This window comes from Rhizobium metallidurans, from assembly GCF_014196505.1.
GTDB lineage: Bacteria > Pseudomonadota > Alphaproteobacteria > Rhizobiales > Rhizobiaceae > Rhizobium > Rhizobium metallidurans.
This window is the reverse complement of record NZ_JACIDW010000024.1, coordinates 1-19,499: the sequence shown is the minus strand read 5'-3', so window position 1 is coordinate 19,499 and position 19,499 is coordinate 1. Positions and strand designations below refer to the sequence as shown.

At 63.4% G+C, this 19,499-nt stretch carries 20 protein-coding genes; 16 read left to right on the top strand and 4 right to left on the bottom strand.

Translation table 11 applies throughout. From position 1 onward, the window contains the following. Nucleotides 1-7: 7 nt before the first annotated feature. From GGQ67_RS22390 to lpdA, 3 genes are all read left to right on the top strand, one after another. Nucleotides 8-178 (top strand): hypothetical protein, encoded by a 171-nt coding sequence (locus tag GGQ67_RS22390; protein ID WP_183902341.1) that lies wholly within the window; start codon nucleotides 8-10, stop codon nucleotides 176-178. Further along, nucleotides 175-927 (top strand): SDR family oxidoreductase, encoded by a 753-nt coding sequence (locus tag GGQ67_RS22385; protein ID WP_183902340.1) that lies wholly within the window; start codon nucleotides 175-177, stop codon nucleotides 925-927. The genes GGQ67_RS22390 and GGQ67_RS22385 overlap by 4 nt, the downstream gene beginning before the upstream one ends. A 110-nt stretch (nucleotides 928-1,037) precedes the next feature. Then, complete coding sequence (gene lpdA / locus GGQ67_RS22380) at nucleotides 1,038-2,444, top strand: dihydrolipoyl dehydrogenase (RefSeq protein WP_183902339.1); 1,407 nt, start codon at nucleotides 1,038-1,040, stop codon at nucleotides 2,442-2,444. Between the two features lie 210 nt (nucleotides 2,445-2,654). Here lpdA and GGQ67_RS22375 read toward each other — a convergent pair whose 3' ends face one another. After that, entirely contained in the window at nucleotides 2,655-3,764 is a 1,110-nt protein-coding gene (locus tag GGQ67_RS22375; RefSeq protein WP_183902338.1) for a TraB/GumN family protein, read from the bottom strand. A gap of 86 nt (nucleotides 3,765-3,850) precedes the next feature. After that, the gene (locus GGQ67_RS22370) at nucleotides 3,851-4,786 is read right to left on the bottom strand and encodes a tyrosine-type recombinase/integrase (protein ID WP_183902337.1); all 936 of its coding nucleotides are present in this window, start codon (nucleotides 4,784-4,786) and stop codon (nucleotides 3,851-3,853) included. A 142-nt stretch (nucleotides 4,787-4,928) separates the two neighbouring features. Between GGQ67_RS22370 and GGQ67_RS22365 the strand changes: the two genes are divergently transcribed. From GGQ67_RS22365 to GGQ67_RS25545, 12 genes are all read left to right on the top strand, one after another. Next, a complete protein-coding gene (locus tag GGQ67_RS22365) occupies nucleotides 4,929-5,876 on the top strand; it encodes a GNAT family N-acetyltransferase (protein WP_183902336.1) in 948 nt (315 codons plus the stop codon). A gap of 21 nt (nucleotides 5,877-5,897) precedes the next feature. After that, nucleotides 5,898-7,043: an AAA family ATPase gene (locus GGQ67_RS22360; protein WP_183902335.1), complete on the top strand. Its 1,146-nt coding sequence runs from the start codon at nucleotides 5,898-5,900 to the stop codon at nucleotides 7,041-7,043. A gap of 54 nt (nucleotides 7,044-7,097) precedes the next feature. Next, the gene (locus tag GGQ67_RS22355) at nucleotides 7,098-9,311 is read left to right on the top strand and encodes a primosomal protein N' (RefSeq protein ID WP_183902334.1); all 2,214 of its coding nucleotides are present in this window, start codon (nucleotides 7,098-7,100) and stop codon (nucleotides 9,309-9,311) included. An 80-nt stretch (nucleotides 9,312-9,391) separates the two neighbouring features. Continuing rightward, nucleotides 9,392-9,781: an AGROH133_08824 family phage infection protein gene (locus tag GGQ67_RS22350; RefSeq protein WP_183902333.1), complete on the top strand. Its 390-nt coding sequence runs from the start codon at nucleotides 9,392-9,394 to the stop codon at nucleotides 9,779-9,781. A gap of 254 nt (nucleotides 9,782-10,035) precedes the next feature. Then, the gene (locus GGQ67_RS22345; protein WP_183902366.1) at nucleotides 10,036-10,602 is read left to right on the top strand and encodes a F0F1 ATP synthase subunit delta; all 567 of its coding nucleotides are present in this window, start codon (nucleotides 10,036-10,038) and stop codon (nucleotides 10,600-10,602) included. Continuing rightward, entirely contained in the window at nucleotides 10,602-12,131 is a 1,530-nt protein-coding gene (gene atpA / locus GGQ67_RS22340) for a F0F1 ATP synthase subunit alpha (RefSeq protein WP_183902332.1), read from the top strand. Before GGQ67_RS22345 ends, atpA begins: the two co-directional genes overlap by 1 nt. A 26-nt stretch (nucleotides 12,132-12,157) precedes the next feature. Beyond that, nucleotides 12,158-13,042: a F0F1 ATP synthase subunit gamma gene (locus GGQ67_RS22335; protein ID WP_183902331.1), complete on the top strand. Its 885-nt coding sequence runs from the start codon at nucleotides 12,158-12,160 to the stop codon at nucleotides 13,040-13,042. A 23-nt stretch (nucleotides 13,043-13,065) separates the two neighbouring features. After that, the gene (gene atpD / locus GGQ67_RS22330; RefSeq protein WP_183902330.1) at nucleotides 13,066-14,514 is read left to right on the top strand and encodes a F0F1 ATP synthase subunit beta; all 1,449 of its coding nucleotides are present in this window, start codon (nucleotides 13,066-13,068) and stop codon (nucleotides 14,512-14,514) included. A gap of 77 nt (nucleotides 14,515-14,591) precedes the next feature. Beyond that, nucleotides 14,592-14,999 (top strand): F0F1 ATP synthase subunit epsilon, encoded by a 408-nt coding sequence (locus GGQ67_RS22325; protein ID WP_183902329.1) that lies wholly within the window; start codon nucleotides 14,592-14,594, stop codon nucleotides 14,997-14,999. A 199-nt stretch (nucleotides 15,000-15,198) separates the two neighbouring features. After that, nucleotides 15,199-15,969, top strand: coding sequence for an SDR family NAD(P)-dependent oxidoreductase (locus tag GGQ67_RS22320; protein WP_183902328.1), 771 nt, complete (start codon nucleotides 15,199-15,201; stop codon nucleotides 15,967-15,969). A 100-nt stretch (nucleotides 15,970-16,069) separates the two neighbouring features. Then, nucleotides 16,070-16,417, top strand: a complete 348-nt coding sequence (locus GGQ67_RS22315; protein WP_183902327.1) for an ArsR/SmtB family transcription factor — start codon at nucleotides 16,070-16,072, stop codon at nucleotides 16,415-16,417. A 119-nt stretch (nucleotides 16,418-16,536) separates the two neighbouring features. Next, on the top strand, nucleotides 16,537-17,286 hold the full coding sequence (locus tag GGQ67_RS25545) for a CatB-related O-acetyltransferase (RefSeq protein WP_183902326.1): 750 nt from the start codon (nucleotides 16,537-16,539) through the stop codon (nucleotides 17,284-17,286). 47 nt (nucleotides 17,287-17,333) lie between these two features. On the opposite strand, the gene GGQ67_RS22305 is transcribed toward GGQ67_RS25545, so the two are convergent. Together GGQ67_RS22305 and gloB are read right to left on the bottom strand one after the other, a co-directional pair. Further along, entirely contained in the window at nucleotides 17,334-17,756 is a 423-nt protein-coding gene (locus tag GGQ67_RS22305) for a cupin domain-containing protein (protein ID WP_183902365.1), read from the bottom strand. A 14-nt stretch (nucleotides 17,757-17,770) separates the two neighbouring features. After that, nucleotides 17,771-18,541, bottom strand: a complete 771-nt coding sequence (gene gloB, locus GGQ67_RS22300; RefSeq protein ID WP_183902325.1) for a hydroxyacylglutathione hydrolase — start codon at nucleotides 18,539-18,541, stop codon at nucleotides 17,771-17,773. Between the two features lie 53 nt (nucleotides 18,542-18,594). On the opposite strand from gloB, the gene GGQ67_RS22295 reads away from it, so the two are divergent. Then, nucleotides 18,595-19,371, top strand: coding sequence for a class I SAM-dependent methyltransferase (locus tag GGQ67_RS22295; RefSeq protein WP_183902324.1), 777 nt, complete (start codon nucleotides 18,595-18,597; stop codon nucleotides 19,369-19,371). Nucleotides 19,372-19,499 lie beyond the last annotated feature (128 nt).

Below are 19,499 nucleotides of genomic sequence, written 5' to 3'. Positions count from 1 at the left end.
ACACCTGATGTCGCTGAATCCCGCCTTCCGTCCGTCGAATATCGCGCCCGCTCCCGGCCATCCGGCAGCGCGGGCGGATGCGTTCGGAGCGGCCTTCCGCGCCGTGTCGGTCCGGGGCAAGGGTAAGGCGTCGGATGCGCCCTCCGCCGTTCTCGATTTCAAGGAATGTGCGTCATGAGCGACCAACCCGTGCTTCTCGTGACCGGCGGCAGCCGCGGCATCGGCGCCGCGATCAGCCTGCTTGCGGCCGCGCGCGGCTGGCGCGTCGCCGTGAACTATGCCGCCAACAATGAGGCGGTCGACGATATCGTGGCCAGGATCAAGGCCGGCGGCGGTGACGCCGTCGCGATCAAGGGCGATGTCGGCGAGGCCGGCGACGTCACCGCGATGTTCGAAGCCGTCGACCGGCATTTCGGCCGGCTGGACGGGCTCGCCAACAATGCCGGCATCGTCGATGCGCCCGCGCGCGTCGACGAGATGTCGGTCGCGCGCATCGAGCGGATGATGCGCATCAACATCACCGGCTCGATTCTCTGCGCGGCCGAGGCCGTGCGTCGCATGTCGACCAGGCATGGCGGCAAGGGCGGGGCGATCGTCAATATCTCGTCGATGGCGGCGATCCTCGGCTCGCCCTCGCAATATGTCGACTACGCCGCCTCCAAGGCCGCGATCGACACCTTCACCATCGGCCTTGCCCGCGAAGTGGCGACCGAGGGCGTGCGCGTCAACGCCGTGCGGCCAGGCGTCATCGACACCGAGATCCACGCCTCCGGCGGCCTGCCCGACCGGGCGCGCCAGATGGCGCCGAGCATTCCGATGCAGCGCGCCGGCACGGCCGACGAGATCGCCGACGCGGTGCTCTACCTCTTGTCCAAGGACGCATCCTATGTGACCGGCGCGATCCTCAACGTGAGTGGCGGCCGATGATCGGGTCCACGAGTTCAACCGCATTCCCGGTGCCGCGTGGTCGGCCTCGGCTTCCGTCTCGCGCTCCTCGGCGCGGCGGACGAAACAAATAACGAAAGGGAAAAACAACAATGTCCTATGATGTGATCGTTATCGGAACCGGCCCTGGCGGCTATGTCGGCGCCATCAAGGCGGCCCAGCTCGGCCTCAAGGTCGCCGTCGTCGAAAAGCGCGCGAGCTTCGGCGGCACCTGCCTCAATGTCGGCTGCATTCCCTCCAAGGCGCTGCTGCACGCGTCTGAAATGTTCCATCAGGCCGGCCACGGCATGGACGCGCTCGGCATCGAGGTCGCGGCGCCGAAGCTGAACCTCGACAAGATGATGGCGCACAAGGACCTCACGGTGAAGTCGAACGTTGAAGGCGTCGCCTTCCTGTTCAAGAAGAACAAGATCGACAGCTTCATCGGCACCGGCAAGATCGTCTCCGCAGGTAAGGTCTCGGTTACGGCCGAGGACGGCAAGGTCCAGGAGATCGAAGGCAAGAACATCGTCATCGCCACCGGCTCCGACGTCGCCGGCATCCCCGGCGTCAAGGTCGATATCGACGAGAAGGTGATCGTTTCCTCGACCGGCGCGATCGCGCTCGACAAGGTGCCCGAGACGATGATCGTCGTCGGCGGTGGCGTCATCGGCCTCGAGCTCGGCTCGGTCTGGTCGCGCCTCGGCGCCAAGGTCACAGTCATCGAATATCTCGACAAGATCCTCGGCGCGATGGACGGCGACGTCTCCAAGCAGTTCCAGCGGATGCTCGCCAAGCAGGGCATGGAGATCAATCTCAGCTCCAAGGTGACGGGCGTCGAAAAGGGCGGCAAGGGCGCGAAGGTGACCTTCGAGCCGGTCGCGGGCGGCGCCGCGCAGACGGTCGAAGCCGATGTCGTGCTGATCTCCACCGGCCGCATTCCCTACACGGCCGGCCTCGGTCTCGAGGAAGCGGGTGTTGCGCTCGACAATCGCGGCCGCGTCGAGATCGACGGTCACTTCCGCACCAATGTTGCCGGCATCTACGCGATCGGCGACGTGGTGAAGGGCCCGATGCTGGCGCACAAGGCCGAGGACGAGGGCGTGGCGCTTGCCGAAATCCTCGCCGGCCAGCATGGCCATGTGAACTACGACGTCATTCCGAGCGTCGTCTACACGCAGCCCGAAGTCGCCTCCGTCGGCAAGACCGAGGAAGAGCTGAAGGCGGCTGGCGTCGCCTACAAGGTCGGCAAGTTCCCGTTCACGGCCAACGGCCGCGCGCGCGCGATGCTGACGACGGACGGTTTCGTGAAGATCCTGTCTGACAAGACCACCGATCGGGTTCTCGGCGGGCATATCGTCGGCTTCGGCGCCGGCGAAATGATCCACGAGATCGCCGTGCTGATGGAATTCGGCGGCTCGGCCGAAGACCTCGGCCGCACCTGCCACGCGCACCCGACCATGTCGGAAGGCGTGAAGGAAGCGGCGCTGGCGGCGTTCTTCAAGCCGATCCATATGTGATTGGAGGGTGGGGCGAAAACCCCTCCCCAACCCCTCCCCACAAGGGGGAGGGGCTTCCGCGCGGCAATCGCTGCGCGGAACTTTGCTCTCTCAATTGATGCGAAGGTAAAAGCGACGCTCGGCGTCGCCACAAGCTAGCCCCTCCCCCTTGTGGGGAGGGGTTGGGGAGGGGACTTTAGCGGCAAGCGGGGAGCTTGGTCCGCAGCCTTCTCAATTCACCGCCGTCACCGTAAAGCCCTGCTTGCGCAGAAGTTCGATCACGCCGGCTTCGCCGGGAAGGTGCAGGGCGCCGACGGTCATGAAGGCGTTGCCGTTGGCGAGGATCGGGGCGCCGCGTTCGGCCATGATCTTGTTGCGGTCGAGGATGATGCGCTGCTCGAAGGCGGCGTAGTCGTTGGTGTCGTCCTTGCTGTCAGGGCTCACGGTCTTCAGCATCGGCATGGTCATGCCGATATCGCCGGAGAGATAGAGGTCGGTCATCGTCTGCACGACGTCGTTCATCTTCTCGCCCAGCTCCAGCGTCTGGATCAGCGACTTCATGTGAAATTCGGTCGGCAGGTCGGCCATGGCCTGCAGCTGCTCGGCCAATGTTTCCAGACCCTTGACCTGCTTGCCCTTGGCCAGCGCGTCGGTGGCGATCTTCTGGTCGAGGAACTTTACGCCCTTGGCCTTGCGCTCCATCTCGCAGGCGGGAAGCGCGACCGCGCTGGCGATCATCCAGGGGCGCATGCGCGATACGGCCGCGAGCGGAATGCCGCGCTGCTTCAAGCCCTCCTCGAGCCGGGCATAATCCTCGGGCGACAACAGCTTTTCCACCGTGGTGCCGTCGGTGAACATCATCAGGTCCGGCTTCGTCATCAGCGCGGCGGAGGCCTTCTTCTCGTCGAGAATTTCGTCGGATTCGATGATGATGGTGTCGGCGGCATCGTGAGCGGCCTGGGTGCGCGGCGGCAGCTGCAGGACGCGCGGATCGGTCACATGCATGCTGCCGAGCAACCACGAGGGCTTCATGCCGGGCTTCTCGATCTTCCAGAAGATGCCCTTGCCGTTCGGCACCGCATCGCCTTCCCTGACGACCTGCTCGTAGCGCGCCGGATCGCTGTTCTTGAGATCGTCGAGCACATTGCGGCCCGTACAGGCGCCCGCGTCGGCGGCCGATGCCGGCGAGACCGAGACGAGGGTGGCGATCAGAAGTGCCGCCAGCAGGACGTGAATGGCGGCGATCAGCCAGAGCGCGACGTTGCCTGATGATGCCGGCCGCATCGATGATCGAACCGGGGATACCAGGCGGGGACTGCGGTGGCCGAGCGAAATCGTCATGATGGTGTTCCGGTCACAAGGAGTAATGCACGAGCTTTACGCGCCCGGCTGATGATATTCCTTTAAGAGAAGACGTTAACAAAGGATTACGCCCGGGGGTGGGCGCGGTCGTAAACGTCGAGAAGCCGCGATGCATCCACACCCGTATAGACCTGGGTGGTCGACAGGCTGGCGTGGCCGAGCAGTTCCTGGATGGTGCGCAGATCGCCGCCACCGGCCAGGAGATGGGTGGCGAAGGAGTGGCGCAGCGCGTGCGGGGTCGCCGTCTCCGGCAGGCCGAAGGCGCCGCGCATCTTTTGCATGGTGCGCTGGACGATCGCCTGCTGCAGCTTGCCGCCGCGGGCGCCGCGAAACAGCGGCTGGTCGGCGGTGAGATGATAGGGGCAAAGCGCCCGGTATCTGTCCACCGCCTCGAAGACGACCGAGAGCAGCGGCACCAGCCGGGTCTTGTTGCCCTTGCCGGTGACGCGCAGCGTCGTGGCGCCTGATGCGATGTCGCCGGGCAGGAGATCGAGCGCTTCGGAGATGCGCAGGCCGCAGCCGTAGAGCAGGGTCATGACGGCGGCGTCGCGGGCGGCGATCCAGGGCTCCTCGTGCAGCTGCGCCTCGTTGCTGACGACGGTGACGGCCTGGCTGTCGGAGAGCGGCTTGGGGAGCGACTTCGGCTGCTTCGGCGAGCGGATGGCGCCGGCGCCGGCGGCGTTCACCAGGCCCTTCTTTTCCAGATGGCGCAGCAGCGAGCGCAGGCCGGCGAGATTGCGGCCGAGCGAGCGGGCGCCGGTGCCGTCGCGGCGGCGGGCGGCGAGGAAGGCGCGGAAATCGGCGGGCCGCAGCGCCTCTATGTCCTTCAGCGTCGTCGGGCCGGCGAGATGGCCGGTCATGAAGGTCAGGAACTGGCGGGTGTCGCGTTCGTAGGCGTCGAGCGTGTGCTGCGAAAGACGTCGTTCGCCGGCTAGGCTTTGCAGCCAGGCGGCGCGTTCCGCCATCAGCCGCGCATCGGCCATGATCAGGAGTTCATTCACGTTTCCGCCTCTTGAATTTGCCCGTCGGCCCGCCAATTTTGCCTGAGGGACGGTTATGGAATCGCTAACATCGGCCAAGTGCCTGTCATGCTTCGATCATAATAATCGCGATAACTGGTTTCCCAACGAGGCAGGATCTTGCATGGCACGGCGCCACCCCACGACGGCATTCGGACAGTTCGCAGAAACGATCGCGCTCGTTTCCCAAGGTAGACCAGGACACATCGTCGACACGCTGATCGCCGAACGCGGGCAACGCATCGTCGGCCATCCGCTGTGGCCGGTCATGCGGCCGTTTCTCTACACGCTGCTGCGCTACAACAAGGCGATGACCTTCGCCAACGACATCGCCAACATGCCTGGATTCCAGTGCTTCGAATATATGAGCGCGCTGCTCAATCTCGAGATCGGGGTGACCAACGCCGAGCGGATTCCCGAAAAGGGCGGCTTCATTCTCGTCAGCAACCACCCGACGGGGATCGCCGACGGTGTCGCGGTGTTCGATCTGCTGAAGTCGCGGCGGCCCGACATGATGGTGTTCGCCAACCGCGATGCGGTGCGCGTCAATCCGCGCTTCGCGGAGATGATCATTCCGGTCGAATGGCGCGACGAGCACAAGAGCAAGCTGAAGGCGCGCGAGACGCTGCAACTGACGAACCACGCGGTGCGCGAGGGCAAGGCGACGGTGCTTTTTCCTTCCGGGCGCATCGCCTACTGGGCGAACGGCCGGCTCAACGAGCGGCCGTGGAAGACATCCGCCGTCGGGCTGGCGCGCAAGTACAATCTGCCGATCCTGCCCGTACACATGACGGCGCGCAATTCCGGGCTGTTCTACTGGTTCGCCAAGTGGTCGACGGAGCTGCGCGACATGACGGTGTTCCATGAACTCCTCAACAAGCGCGGTGACCGTTTCGATTTTATCATCGGCGACATTATCCCGGTCGAGGATCTTGATGGCGATATCAACGACGTCACAAGGGCGTTGGAGACGCATACCGTCGAGGCGCTGAAGCTGGATGGCGACGCGCGGTTCCAGCCGCTTGTCGAGCCGAGCCTGCCCGAGATGGCCGATGCCCATTCATTTCGTTGAGCGGATGGGGTAAAGCGGGGCATGCAACTCCGCTCCATGTTCGCCCAGAATTACCGGTCGCTGCGCTCGATCCGCATGGATCTGTCGGAGACCTCGCTGTTTCTCGGCGAGAACGGCGTGGGCAAATCCAATCTCTATCGTGCGCTGCAGCTGGTGCAGGCGGCGGTGACCGGGCGGCTGGTGCGCGAGCTTGCGGCCGAGGGCGGCATGTTCTCGGTGCTGTGGTCGGGCACGCGCAAGCAGAGCGACGGGCCGGCGCGGGTGCGGCTCGAGGTGGAGCTCCTGGACGAGGAGCGGGCCGTGACTTTCCGCTACCGGGTCGAGGTTGGCCTGCGTCCGCCGAAGGCCGCTGCCGGTTTTCCGCTGGAGCCGCAGGTGAAGGCCGAGGAGCTGGTCGTCGATCATGGGCGGCCGGTCACGATGATGAAGCGGGCGGGGCCCGCCATCCACGTGCGCGATGGCTCGGGCCGCATGCAGGATTATCCGGATCAGGCGCTGACGTCGGAGACGGCGATGGCGCTGCTTGGCGATGCCGGTCATTTTCCGGAGATTGCCGCCTTTCGCCGGGTGGTGGCCAACTGGCGCTTCTTCCATGGCTTCCGCACCGACCGCGCCTCGCCGCTGCGCCAGCCCTGCCTTGCCGTGACCGGGCCGATGCTGGACGAGGACGGCGCCAATCTGGCGGCGGTGTTCGCGACGCTTCGGCATACGCGGCAGGATACCGTCGATCTCGACCGCGTCGTCGCCTCGGCCTTCGGCGGCGCGCGGCTTGTGGTGCCGGAGCCGGAAGAGACGGCGTCGTTCGGGCTCGCCTTTCCCGATTTTCCGCATCGTGTGTTCCAGCCGCGTGAATTGTCGGACGGGCAGATCCGCTTTCTCGGACTGGCGGCGGCGCTGCTGTCCTACCGGCTGCCGCCGCTGATCGCGCTCAACGAGCCGGAAGCGAGCCTGCATCCCGATATGCTGGAGCCGCTGGCGGACATGATCGCGACGGCATCGAAGAGCAGCCAGGTTTGGATCGTCACGCATTCGGCGCAGCTGGCGGAGGCCGTACGCGAGCGCTGCGGGGTCAGGCCGCGCAAGGTGATCCGCGAGAACGGTGCCACCTGGATCGAGGGCATGCGGCTGACCGGCACGATTGCCGGCGAGGACGATGATGACGATTGATAGCGCGATGTCGCGGGTTTCATTTTGTTCTCGTTGCGGGCATGGTCGCGCCCGATGAGCATAGATTCGTCCGACCTCTTTGGCCCGATCGAGCCGCCGCCCGCCGTGCGCACGGTGTCGGTGCTCGTACCCATGCCGGCGCCCAGGCCCTATTCCTATTCGGTGCCCGAGGGTATGGCGGTGGAGCCCGGTTCCGTGGTGCAGGTGCCGCTCGGGCCGCGCCAGGTGATCGGCGCCGTCTGGGAGGGGGGCGACGAGGGCGTCGATCCGAAGAAGCTCCGGCCGATCACCAAGGTGTTCGATTGCCCGCCGCTTTCCAAGGAGATGCGCGATTTCGTCGACTGGGTGGCGGGCTATACGCTGTCGCCGCCGGGGCTGGTGGCGCGCATGGCGCTGCGTGTTCCCAACGCCTTCGATCCGGAACCGATGGTCGAGGGGTTGCGCTTTGTCGGCGGCGAGCCGGAGCGGATGACACCGGCGCGCGCCCGCGTGCTCGATGCCGCCGGCGACGAGCTGTCGTGGACGCGGATCGGCCTTGCGCATGCGGCCGGCGTTTCGACCAGCGTCGTCGATGGCTTGATCGCGCAGGGGATATTCGAGACGATCTTCCTGCCGCCGCCGCCGATCGTGGCGAAGCCGGATCCGGATTTCGCGCCGTCGCGGCTCGCGGGTCCGCAGAAGGAGGCGGCCGACGAGATCCTCGAAGAGGTCCGCAACGGCCAGTTCGCGGTGTCGCTGATCGATGGCGTCACCGGTTCGGGCAAGACGGAAGTCTATTTCGAGGCGATCGCCGAGACGCTGAAGCGCGGCAAGCAGGTGCTGATCCTGTTGCCGGAGATCGCGCTGACGGCGAGCTTCCTCGAGCGCTTCCAAGATCGGTTCGGGGCCAAGCCCGCCGAATGGCATTCCGATCTGGCGCCGAAGACGCGCGAGAAGGTATGGCGGCAGGCGGTGACGGGGGAGGTCCGGGTCGTGGCGGGGGCGCGTTCGGCGCTGTTCCTGCCGTTCGAGGATCTCGGGCTGATCATCGTCGACGAGGAGCACGATCCCGCCTACAAGCAGGAAGACCGCGTCTATTACAACGCCCGCGACATGGCGGTCGTGCGCGCCCGGATCGGCGATTTTCCGCTCGTGCTGGTCTCGGCCACGCCATCGGTGGAGAGCCAGGTCAACGGCCAGAGCGGGCGCTACACGACCATCCATTTGCCGACGCGCTTCGGCGACGCGGCGCTGCCGGATCTGCATCTGGTCGATATGCGAAGGCATGCGCCGGAGCGCGGGGGGTTCCTGTCGCCGGTGTTGTTGCGGGCGATCGGCAAGACGGTGGAGAAGCAGCAGCAGGCGCTGTTGTTTTTGAACCGGCGCGGCTATGCGCCGCTGACGCTCTGCCGGGTCTGCGGCCATCGCTTCCAGTGCCCGCAATGCTCCAGCTGGCTGGTCGAGCACCGGTTCAAGCGGCAGCTGCAGTGCCACCAGTGCGGCTATCACCAGCACACGCCCGAGGCCTGTCCGGAATGCGGCACGTTCGATCATCTCGTTGCCTGCGGGCCGGGAGTGGAGCGGATCGCCGAAGAGGTGGAGCGGCATTTTCCCGAGGCGCGGACCATCGTGCTCTCCTCGGATATCATGGGCGGGGTGAAGCGGCTCAGGCTGGAGCTCGATGCCATCGCCAAGGGCGAGGCGGATATCGTCATCGGCACGCAGCTGGTGGCCAAGGGGCATAACTTCCCGCTGATGACGCTTGTTGGTATCATCGATGCCGATCTCGGGCTGGCGAACGGCGACCCGCGCGCGGCCGAGCGGACCTTCCAGCTGCTGTCGCAGGTGACGGGCCGCGCCGGGCGCACGGGTCTCAAGAGCCACGGCCTGCTGCAGACCTACCAGCCGCAGCATCCCGTGATGCAGGCGATCGTGTCGGGCGACGCGGGCGCCTTCTACGAGCGCGAGATCGCCGAGCGAGAGAGGGCGATCCTGCCACCGTTCGGGCGGCTGGCGTCGATCATCGTCTCGGCGGAAACGCGGCAGGACGCCGAGGGGCATGCGCGCGGCATGCGCAACGCCGCCCCGCAGGTAACAGGCATCTCCGTGCTCGGCCCGGCCGAGGCGCCGCTGGCGCTGGTGCGCGGACGCCATCGCTTCCGGCTCCTCGTGCATGGTCGGCGGAACTCCGACATGCAGGCCTACCTGCGCACCATGCTGGCGCAATCTCCCAAAGAGCGCGGCTCCATCCACGTGCAGCTCGATATCGATCCGCAGAGTTTCCTTTAGATACAGTCGATCTCGGCCGTTTGCGGTCTCGGCCAATCGTGGCATAAGGGCTGCAAATCACAGTGATTTGGGGTCACACCATGGATTTCTACTTTCCGACGGAGCTGGGCGAGCAGCTTGCCTTCGGCGCCGCCGCGTTTACCGCCTTCGCGGGCTTCATCATCATGTTCGCGCCGGGCTACGCGATGCGGCTCTATGGGATGCAGGTGCGCGAGGGGCGCCGCGACGGCTATGCCGAGCTGCGCTCGATGGGGGGCTTCTATCTCGGCTTCGGGCTGGCGGCGATCATGCTGGCGCAGGACTTCACCTACCTGGCGCTCGGCGGCGCTTTCGCGATGGCGGCTTTCGCGCGCATCATCTCGCTGCTGTCGGACCGGGGAAGCACTGTCATGAACTATGTACTTCTGGTTGTGCAAGTGGTTCTGGCGGCGCTTCCGCTCGGCTATGTCTTCGGTTTCTTTTCCGCCTGAAACGTGCCGATTTCGGAGCGGCCGTCTGTGGGCCGTGAACGGTTTCAGCATTTTTGCGGCATAAATCGCAGCTAAAACAGGATTACGGCGTTACGCGTGTTGCGAGTCCCGATATCCTATGTTAGACGGACCCCGAATTTCGGAAGAAGCAAGAGGCTTCTCTTGCGATTTCTGGGGGAAATCATAACGAATTCAAGAATTTAAATCAGGCGCCCGCCGGAGGCCGGATTCTTGGGTTGAAATCAGGGAAATTTGTGCCCGTGGCAGACACGTCCCAGCTTACATCTGGTGTTGCAGAGCGATATGCCTCGTCGCTGTTCGAACTGGCGCTCGAAGAGGGTGCCGTCGCTACCGTGACCGCCGATCTCGACCGTTTTCAGGCGATGTTGGACGAGAGCGAGGATTTGACCCGCTTCGTGGCCAGCCCGGTCTTTTCGGCCGAGGATCAGCTGAAGGCGATCATCGCGATCAGCGAAAAGGCCGGCATCAGCGGGTTCGTCGCAAACTTCCTGAAGGTCGTGGCGCGCAATCGCCGCCTGTTCGCTCTCCCGGGCATGATCAAGGCCTTCCGTGTCATCGCTGCCCGTCAGCGTGGCGAAATTACCGCCGAGGTTACCTCGGCCCATGCGCTCGACGCAGCGCAGGAAACTGAATTGAAGGCGGCGCTGAAGGGCGTCACCGGCAAAGACGTGGCGGTCAACGTCACGGTTGATCCGTCAATTCTTGGTGGTCTGATCGTGAAGGTCGGGTCCCGTCAGATTGATACGTCTCTTCGTACCAAACTCTCTACCCTTAAGCTTGCATTGAAAGAGGTTGGCTGATGGATATCCGCGCCGCGGAAATTTCCGCAATTCTCAAAGATCAGATTAAAAATTTCGGCAAAGAGGCCCAGGTCTCGGAAGTCGGTCAGGTGCTCTCCGTCGGTGACGGTATCGCTCGCGTATACGGTCTGGACAATGTCCAGGCAGGCGAGATGGTCGAGTTCCCGGGCGGCATCCGCGGCATGGCGCTGAACCTTGAAGCCGACAACGTCGGTGTCGTTATTTTCGGTTCCGACCGTTCCATCAAGGAAGGCGACACCGTCAAGCGTACGGGCGCCATCGTTGACGTTCCGGTTGGTCCGGAACTGCTCGGCCGCGTTGTCGACGCTCTCGGCAACCCGATCGACGGCAAGGGCCCGATCAACGCGACCCGCCGTGCGCGCGTCGACGTCAAGGCTCCTGGCATCATTCCGCGCAAGTCGGTTCATGAGCCGATGTCGACCGGCCTCAAGGCCATCGACGCGCTCATCCCGGTTGGCCGCGGCCAGCGCGAGCTCGTCATCGGCGACCGCCAGACCGGCAAGACCGCGATCATTCTCGACACGATCCTGAACCAGAAGCCGATCCACGACAACGGCCCGGATGGCGACAAGCTGTTCTGCGTCTACGTCGCTATCGGCCAGAAGCGTTCGACCGTTGCCCAGTTCGTCAAGGTTCTCGAAGAACGCGGCGCGATGAAGTATTCGATCGTTGTCGCCGCCACGGCGTCCGATCCGGCTCCGATGCAGTATCTGGCACCGTTCGCCGGCTGCGCCATGGGCGAATACTTCCGCGACAACGGCCAGCACGCCCTGATCGGTTACGACGACCTTTCCAAGCAGGCTGTCGCCTATCGCCAGATGTCGCTTCTGCTGCGCCGCCCGCCGGGCCGCGAAGCCTATCCGGGCGACGTTTTCTACCTGCATTCGCGTCTCCTCGAGCGCGCTGCAAAGCTTTCCGACGAAAAGGGCGCTGGCTCGCTGACGGCTCTGCCTGTCATCGAAACCCAGGGCAACGACGTTTCGGCGTTCATTCCGACCAACGTGATCTCGATCACCGACGGCCAGATCTTCCTTGAAACCGACCTGTTCTACCAGGGCATTCGTCCGGCCGTTAACGTCGGTCTGTCGGTTTCGCGCGTTGGTTCCGCCGCTCAGATCAAGGCCATGAAGCAGGTTGCCGGCTCGATCAAGGGCGAGCTCGCCCAGTATCGCGAAATGGCCGCCTTCGCCCAGTTCGGCTCCGACCTCGACGCGTCGACGCAGCGCCTGCTCAACCGCGGCGCACGCCTGACCGAACTCCTGAAGCAGCCGCAGTTCTCGCCGCTGAAGACGGAAGAGCAGGTCGCGGTGATCTTCGCCGGCGTCAACGGCTACCTCGACAAGATCCCGGTCAACCAGGTCGGCAAGTTCGAGCAGGGCCTGCTGTCGTACCTCCGCTCGGAAGGTTCGGCGATCCTCGACGCAATCCGTAACGACAAGGCCATCAGCGACGATACGAAGGGCAAGCTCACCGCTGCCATCGACAGCTTCGCGAAGTCTTTCTCGTAATCGGACCCAGTTAGGACGGATCACGGATGCCTTCACTTAAGGATCTGAAAAACCGGATCGCCTCCGTCAAGGCGACGCAGAAGATCACCAAGGCGATGAAAATGGTCGCCGCGGCGAAGCTTCGGCGTGCGCAGGAGGCGGCCGAGGCCGCCCGGCCCTATTCGCAGCGGATGAACGCGGTACTGGCGAATATCGCCAATGCCGTCACCGAGGCGGATGGCGCGCCGACGCTCATGACCGGTACAGGCAAGGATCAGGTTCACCTGCTCGTCGTCTGCACCGCCGAGCGTGGCCTCTGCGGCGGTTTCAACTCGCAGATTTCTCGTTTTGCCCGTGACCACGCCCGCAAGCTGGTCGCCGAAGGCAAGACGGTGAAGATCTTCACCGTCGGCAAGAAGGGCTACGACAGCCTGCGCCGCGAATTCCTCTCGCTCATCGTCGAGCGCAAGGAACTTCGCGACGTCAAGCGCGTCGCCTTCGAAAATGCCGACAGCATCGGCAAGCGCATCATCGAGATGTACGAAGCCGGTGAATTCGACGTCTGCACGCTCTTCTATTCCGAGTTCAAGTCGGTGATCTCGCAGGTTCCGACGGCACAGCAGCTCATCCCAGCCTCGGCTGGCGAAGTGGCTGCCGAGGACGCGGCACATGCGAGCGCAGTCTACGAATACGAGCCTGATCCGGCATCGATCCTCGAGGATCTGATTCCACGCAACATCTCGGTCCAGATCTTCCGCGCGCTCCTCGAGAACGTCGCCGGCGAAATGGGCGCCAAGATGAGCGCGATGGACAATGCGACGCGTAACGCTGGTGAGATGATCAACAAGCTGACGCTGAACTACAACCGTCAGCGCCAGGCTCAGATCACCAAGGAACTCATTGAAATCATTTCGGGCGCGGAAGCGCTCTGAGGTTAGGGAAAGAGGGTAAGAAGATGGCTAAGGCAGCTACCCCCAAGAAGGCCGCGGCAGGCTCCGCCGGCAAGGTCACGCAGGTTATCGGCGCCGTCGTCGACGTTGCTTTCGAAGGCGAACTGCCGGCGATCCTGAACGCACTCGAAACCACGAACGGCGGCAACCGCCTCGTGCTCGAAGTCGCTCAGCACCTGGGTGAAAACGAAGTCCGCACGATCGCCATGGACTCGACCGAAGGTCTGGTTCGCGGTCAGGCCGTTTCCGACACCGGCGCACCCATCACGGTTCCGGTCGGCCAGGAAACGCTCGGCCGTATCATGAACGTCATCGGCGAGCCGGTCGACGAAGCCGGCCCGCTGGTCACTTCCGGCAAGCGCGCCATCCACCAGGATGCGCCTGCCTACGTCGACCAGTCGACCGAAGCACAGATCCTCGTCACCGGCATCAAGGTCGTCGACCTGCTCGCACCTTACGCAAAGGGCGGCAAGATCGGCCTGTTCGGCGGCGCAGGCGTCGGCAAGACCGTTCTCATCATGGAACTGATCAACAACGTTGCCAAGGCGCACGGTGGTTACTCGGTCTTCGCAGGCGTGGGTGAACGTACCCGCGAAGGCAACGACCTTTACCACGAAATGATCGAATCGGGCGTCAACAAGCATGGCGGCGGCGAAGGCTCGAAGGCAGCACTCGTTTACGGCCAGATGAACGAACCGCCGGGCGCACGCGCACGCGTCGCCCTGACCGGTCTGACCATCGCTGAAGACTTCCGCGACAAGGGCCAGGACGTTCTGTTCTTCGTCGACAACATCTTCCGCTTCACGCAGGCAGGTTCGGAAGTGTCGGCTCTGCTCGGCCGTATTCCTTCGGCCGTTGGCTACCAGCCGACGCTCGCCACCGACATGGGCCAGATGCAGGAACGCATCACGACCACGACGACGGGCTCGATTACCTCGGTTCAGGCCATTTACGTCCCCGCCGACGACTTGACCGACCCGGCTCCGGCCACCTCGTTCGCCCACCTGGACGCAACGACCGTTCTGTCGCGCTCGATCGCCGAAAAGGGTATCTACCCGGCCGTCGACCCGCTCGACTCGACCTCGCGCATGCTCGACCCGATGGTTGTCGGCGAAGAGCACTACGAAGTCGCCCGTAAGGTGCAGACGACGCTTCAGCGCTACAAGTCGCTGCAGGACATCATCGCCATCCTCGGCATGGACGAACTGTCCGAAGAGGACAAGATGACGGTTACCCGCGCCCGCAAGATCGAGCGCTTCCTGTCGCAGCCGTTCTTCGTCGCCGAAGTCTTCACCGGTTCGCCGGGCAAGCTGGTTGCTCTCGAAGACACGATCAAGGGCTTCAAGGGCCTCGTCAACGGCGAGTACGATCACCTGCCGGAAGCAGCCTTCTACATGGTCGGCTCGATGGAAGAAGCCATCGAAAAGGCCAAGAAGCTCTCCGCAGCCGCTTGATGCATTCACTTACGGCGCGCAGGGACCGTCCCCGCGCGCCGTCTCTCGTTTCAAAGACAATCAAGAAGTGAAACGTCATGGCTGACAATTTCAATTTTGAACTCGTATCTCCGGAGCGTCTGCTCTTGTCCGAGATGGTGACCGAAGTTGTCATTCCGGCAACCGAGGGCGAGATGACCGTCATGGCGAACCACGCGCCGACGATGACGACCATCAAGCCTGGCGTCGTGAGCGTCCGCTCCGCCAGCGGTGTCAAGAAGGACTTCGTCGTGTTCGGCGGCTTCGCCGACATCCTGCCGACCGGCTGCACGCTGCTCGCCGAATCGGCGATCCCCGTCGAAGACGTCTCCAAGGACGAACTCGACCGCCGCATCGAAGCCGCCAAGGCCGAACTCGAGGATGCGCATCATCACGAGCACAAGTCCAAGCTGGAACACTTCATCATGGAAATGACGCACCTGCAGGGTGTTGTCGGCAAGGATTGAGCCTAAGAGCCTCTCTACGGTTCGGACTGTCATCGAAGCGGCCGCAAGGCCGCTTTTTTGTTGGCCGGTCGACCAATGCTCACCATCTCATCACGAGATGGCGATGCAGCGTGCCAACGGTTGATCATTGGCGGATGCAAAGGCTATCTTCTCACCGCGTCGGATACAGATCGGTTCGGCCGTTGATCGGGAGGGTTTGATGTTTCATCCGAAATTGTTCGAAAACCGCAACGTGGTCGTCACGGGCGCAGGCCGCGGCATCGGGCTCGAGGTCGCGAGACAATTTCTCGATTGCGGCGCGCGGGTTCTGGTTCACACCGGCCGCGACGGCGAGCGGGCGTTGCCCGATTTCCTGCTGACGGCGGAAGAGGACCGACGCGCCATTCTCATCGCCGGCGATTTTTCGACGGGGGAGGGATGTGACGCCTTCACCAAGAAGGTGCTCGGCCATTTCGACAAGATCCATGCGCTGGTCAACAATGCGGGGACGATGGTCGGCCGCTTTCCGGCGGGCACGCTGACCGAGGCGCAATATGGCCAGGTGGTGCAATTGAACCAGACGTCGGTCGTCGAGGTCACCAGGGCGCTGCTGCCGGCGCTGAGAGCGGCCGGCGAGGCGGCGATCGTCAACACCGTCTCGATCTCGGCGCTGACAGGCGGCAGCCCGGGCTCGGCCATCTACTCGGCCTCCAAGGCGTTCGTCTCGACTTACTCGAAGGCGCTGGCTCGCGAGCTCGCGCCCGACGGCATTCGCGTCAACTGCATCTCGCCCGGAACCATCGAAACCGATTTCCACCAGCGCTATTCCTCGGCCGAAAAGCTCGAGCAGACGCGCAAGGGCATTCCGTTGCAGCGGCTCGGAACCGCCGAGGACTGCGCGCCCGCCTACCTGTTCATGGCGGCGCCGTCGCTCTCCGGTTACGTGACCGGCCAGGTGCTCGAGATCAATGGCGGCCAGCTTATCTGCTGATCGACTTTTTTTGGCATTTTAGGAAATCCAAACTATCGCGCTTTGCGTATATGTTATGAACACCTGTCAGTTTTGATATATATGCAAGCAGAGACGTAACATGCACTTGCCGACACCTCGATCGGGTATGGCCGATCACGAATTGCAGGGGTTTTCGACGAAAGCTCGGGCAGCAAGTGAACTTCTGAAAGCATTGGCTCATCATACGCGTCTGCTCATCCTGTGCATTCTCGCGGAAGAGGAGAAGACCGTTGGCCAGATCGAGGACATTCTCGGCATGCAGCAGGCCATGGTCTCGCAACAGCTGGCCCGTCTTCGTCTCGAGGGCCTGGTCAATACCCGCCGCGAGGGCCGCATGATCTACTACAGCGTCGGCCACTCTGGCACGGTGTCGCTGCTGCAATCGCTGTTCGTCATGCTGCCCGACGGGGCCGAGCAGCAGGGGTAGAGCGCTTTTGCTCATCATTTCGAGCTTGAAAGTTGCGTTCCGGGTGGGAGGCAATGTCCGCACAAGGTTAGCGGTATGATGTTCACGCAGGGGCATTCATAAAGGGGAGCCGGGCTGCGATGATCGTCGATGTCACAAACGATCTGTTCCATCACGTGGCGGTGCGCGGGATTAATTTGCGCCCGGGAGCATATGATTTTTCCGGTAAGGTTGAGATTGAACCACCAGTCTTGTTGACGGAAGAATGCATATTCCGTCACGACGCCACGGTCGGCGCGTTTACCTACTCCTGGTCGCGTTTGCGAAACATCCGGACAGTCGGCCGGTACTGCTCGATTGCAAGAAACGTCACGCTCGGCGAAGCCGAACATCCCATGACGCGTGTATCGACGTCGAGCTTTACCTATGACGCTGCCTTCATCTGGGCCGGCTTTACCGCCGGCAATGAAAGTGGCTTCGTTCCGACGCCCGTGCCAACCCAAGACAAGCCTCTACTTATCGAAATCGGTAACGATGTCTGGATCGGCATCGGAGCCTACATAAGGGCAGGTGTCAAAATCGGCCACGGGGCCGTGATCGGTGCGCACGCCGTCGTCGTAAAAGACGTGCCGCCCTACGCGGTTGTTGTCGGCAATCCCGGAAAAATTGTTAAATACCGCTTTGCTCGTGATGTTATCGAACGGCTCCTCGCAAGCGAATGGTGGCAATACACCTATACGGACTTTGCCGGAATGACGTTGACCGATCCCGAAATCTTCCTTGATGAGCTCGAACATAAGGTCAAGGCGGGTTCTATTCGTCCTTACGCCCCCGAAGCCGTAAACCCCGCCGTCGTTCTGGCCAAGGGTATGATGCAAGCGGCCGAATGATCGTGTGACAGGGGGCGGCGAATTCGCTGACCCGCCGTCTTCGTCTCTTAACCCTTCGGCGTCCAGCCGGGTGGCGCCATCTCGAAGCTTGCGAATTCGAAGCCGGGCGAGACCGTGCAGCCCACCAGCGTATAGTCTCCGAGCGTCTCGGCCGATTGCCACCAGTTGGCGGGTATGATCGCCTGCGGGCGCTGGCCTTCGAGGATATCGGGGCCGAGCATCAGCGTCTCGCTTTGACCGCCGTCTTCGGCGCGGTGCAGCGCCAGCGGCGCGCCGGCATAATAGTGCCAGACCTCGGCTGCGTCGTGGACGCGGTGCCAGTGCGAGCGCTGGCCGGATGTCAGCAGGTAATAGATCGCCGTCGAGTGCCCGCGCGCGCCGCCTTCGCTGTCGCGAAAGGTCTGGATGTAGAAGCCGCCCTCCGGGTGCGGCTGCATGTCGAGTTCGCGGATGATGTCGTCGGCGGAAATCGGCGCCGGCGCCATCAGAAATTATCCTTGCGCTTGCGGATTTCGGCGAAGACCTCTTCGTTGGTCTTGGTTTCCATCAACAGGTTGCGGCGGATGGCGGGGTCGCCGGCGCGCAGGAAGGGGTTGGTTTCCTTTTCGAGCGCGAGCGTCGTCGGAATGGTGAACCTGCCCTCGGCGCGCAGCGCCTCGATTTCGGCGGTCCGTGCCTTCAGCCTCTCGTTGTCGGGATCGATGGTCAGCGCGAAGCGGGCGTTGGAGAGCGTATATTCGTGGCCGAAATAGATCGCGGTTTCATCGGGAAGCACAGCGAGCTTCTGCAGCGAGTGCCACATATCGGCGGCCGGGCGTTCAAACAGCCGGCCACAGCCGAGCGCGAAGAGCGTGTCGGCGGCGAAAAGCAGCTTCTCGTCGGCGAAGTGGTAACAGATGTGGCCGGCGGTGTGGCCGGGGGTCTCGATGACATGGACGGTGTGGTCACCGAAGCCGAAGGTATCGCCGTCGGCCATCGTCCGGTCGAGGCCGGGGATCGCCACCGCCTCGTTGATCGGGCCGATGACCTCGCAGCCGTACTTCTCCTTCAGCGCCAGATTACCCTCGACATGGTCGGTATGGTGATGGGTGGTGAAGACGTGGCTGATCGTCCAGCCGCGACGGTCGGCGGCGGCGATGACCGCGTCGGCGTCGGGAGCATCGATGGAGGCGGTGAGGCCGGTCTCGGGATCATGAACAAGCACGCCGAAATTGTCGGTGCGGCAGAGAAAAACTTCTAAATCCAAAGGTTTCATAATCTAAAGTGCCTCTTTATCTCGGACTGACCCCAAATGTAGAGGCTGCGGCCTTGAAGTCCAACCGCCCGCTGATAACATTTATCGCAATGCACGCGGATATTGTCGACCTACGCCAGTTCTATCATTCCGACCTCGGCCGCATCGCCGAGCAGTCGATCGCCATGGCGCTTTCGTCCCTCTGGGTGCGGCTGCCGCAGGAGCGGCTGGTGGGCATCGGCTATGCCGTGCCGTTTCTCGATCGTTTGCGAGGTGACACCGAACGTACCTTCGCTTTCATGCCGGCTGGACAGGGGGCCGTGAACTGGCCGATGGGATCGCTGTCGTCGACGGCGCTGATCTTCGACGAGGAACTGCCGCTGCCGGATTCGTCGATCGACCGGGTGCTGATGGTGCACTCGCTGGAGTTCGCGGAAAATCCGCGCGAGACGCTGAAGGAGCTCTGGCGGGTGCTGGCACCGGGCGGGCGGCTGGTCATCGTCGTGCCGAACCGGCGCGGCGTCTGGGCGCGGCTGGAGCACACGCCTTTCGGCTCGGGCCGCCCCTATTCCCGCGGGCAGCTGACGCATCTCTTGCGCGAGACGAACTTCACGCCGGGCGCGTCCGCCGAAGCGCTTTTGTTCCCGCCGTCAAAGCTGCGCACGATGATGCGGTTGCGTGGCGCATTCGAATATGCCGGGCGGGCGCTCTGGCCGGCGTTTTCGGGTGTCATCATCGTCGAGGCGCAGAAGCGGCTCTATCAGGGCCTGCCGGTGGCGGTGCGCGCTTCGCGGCGCGTGTTCGTGCCGGTGCTGTCGCCGCATGGCGTGCCGACGACACGGAATAGGTAGGCCCGCAGCGGTGCGGCATTCCCTTCTCCCCGTCGGGGAGCAACCATGTCTCATCCTTTCACATATTTCGGCGTCCATTCGGTCTGTCGGGTGAGGATTGTGTTGGCGAGAATGACGAGTTTGCGGGC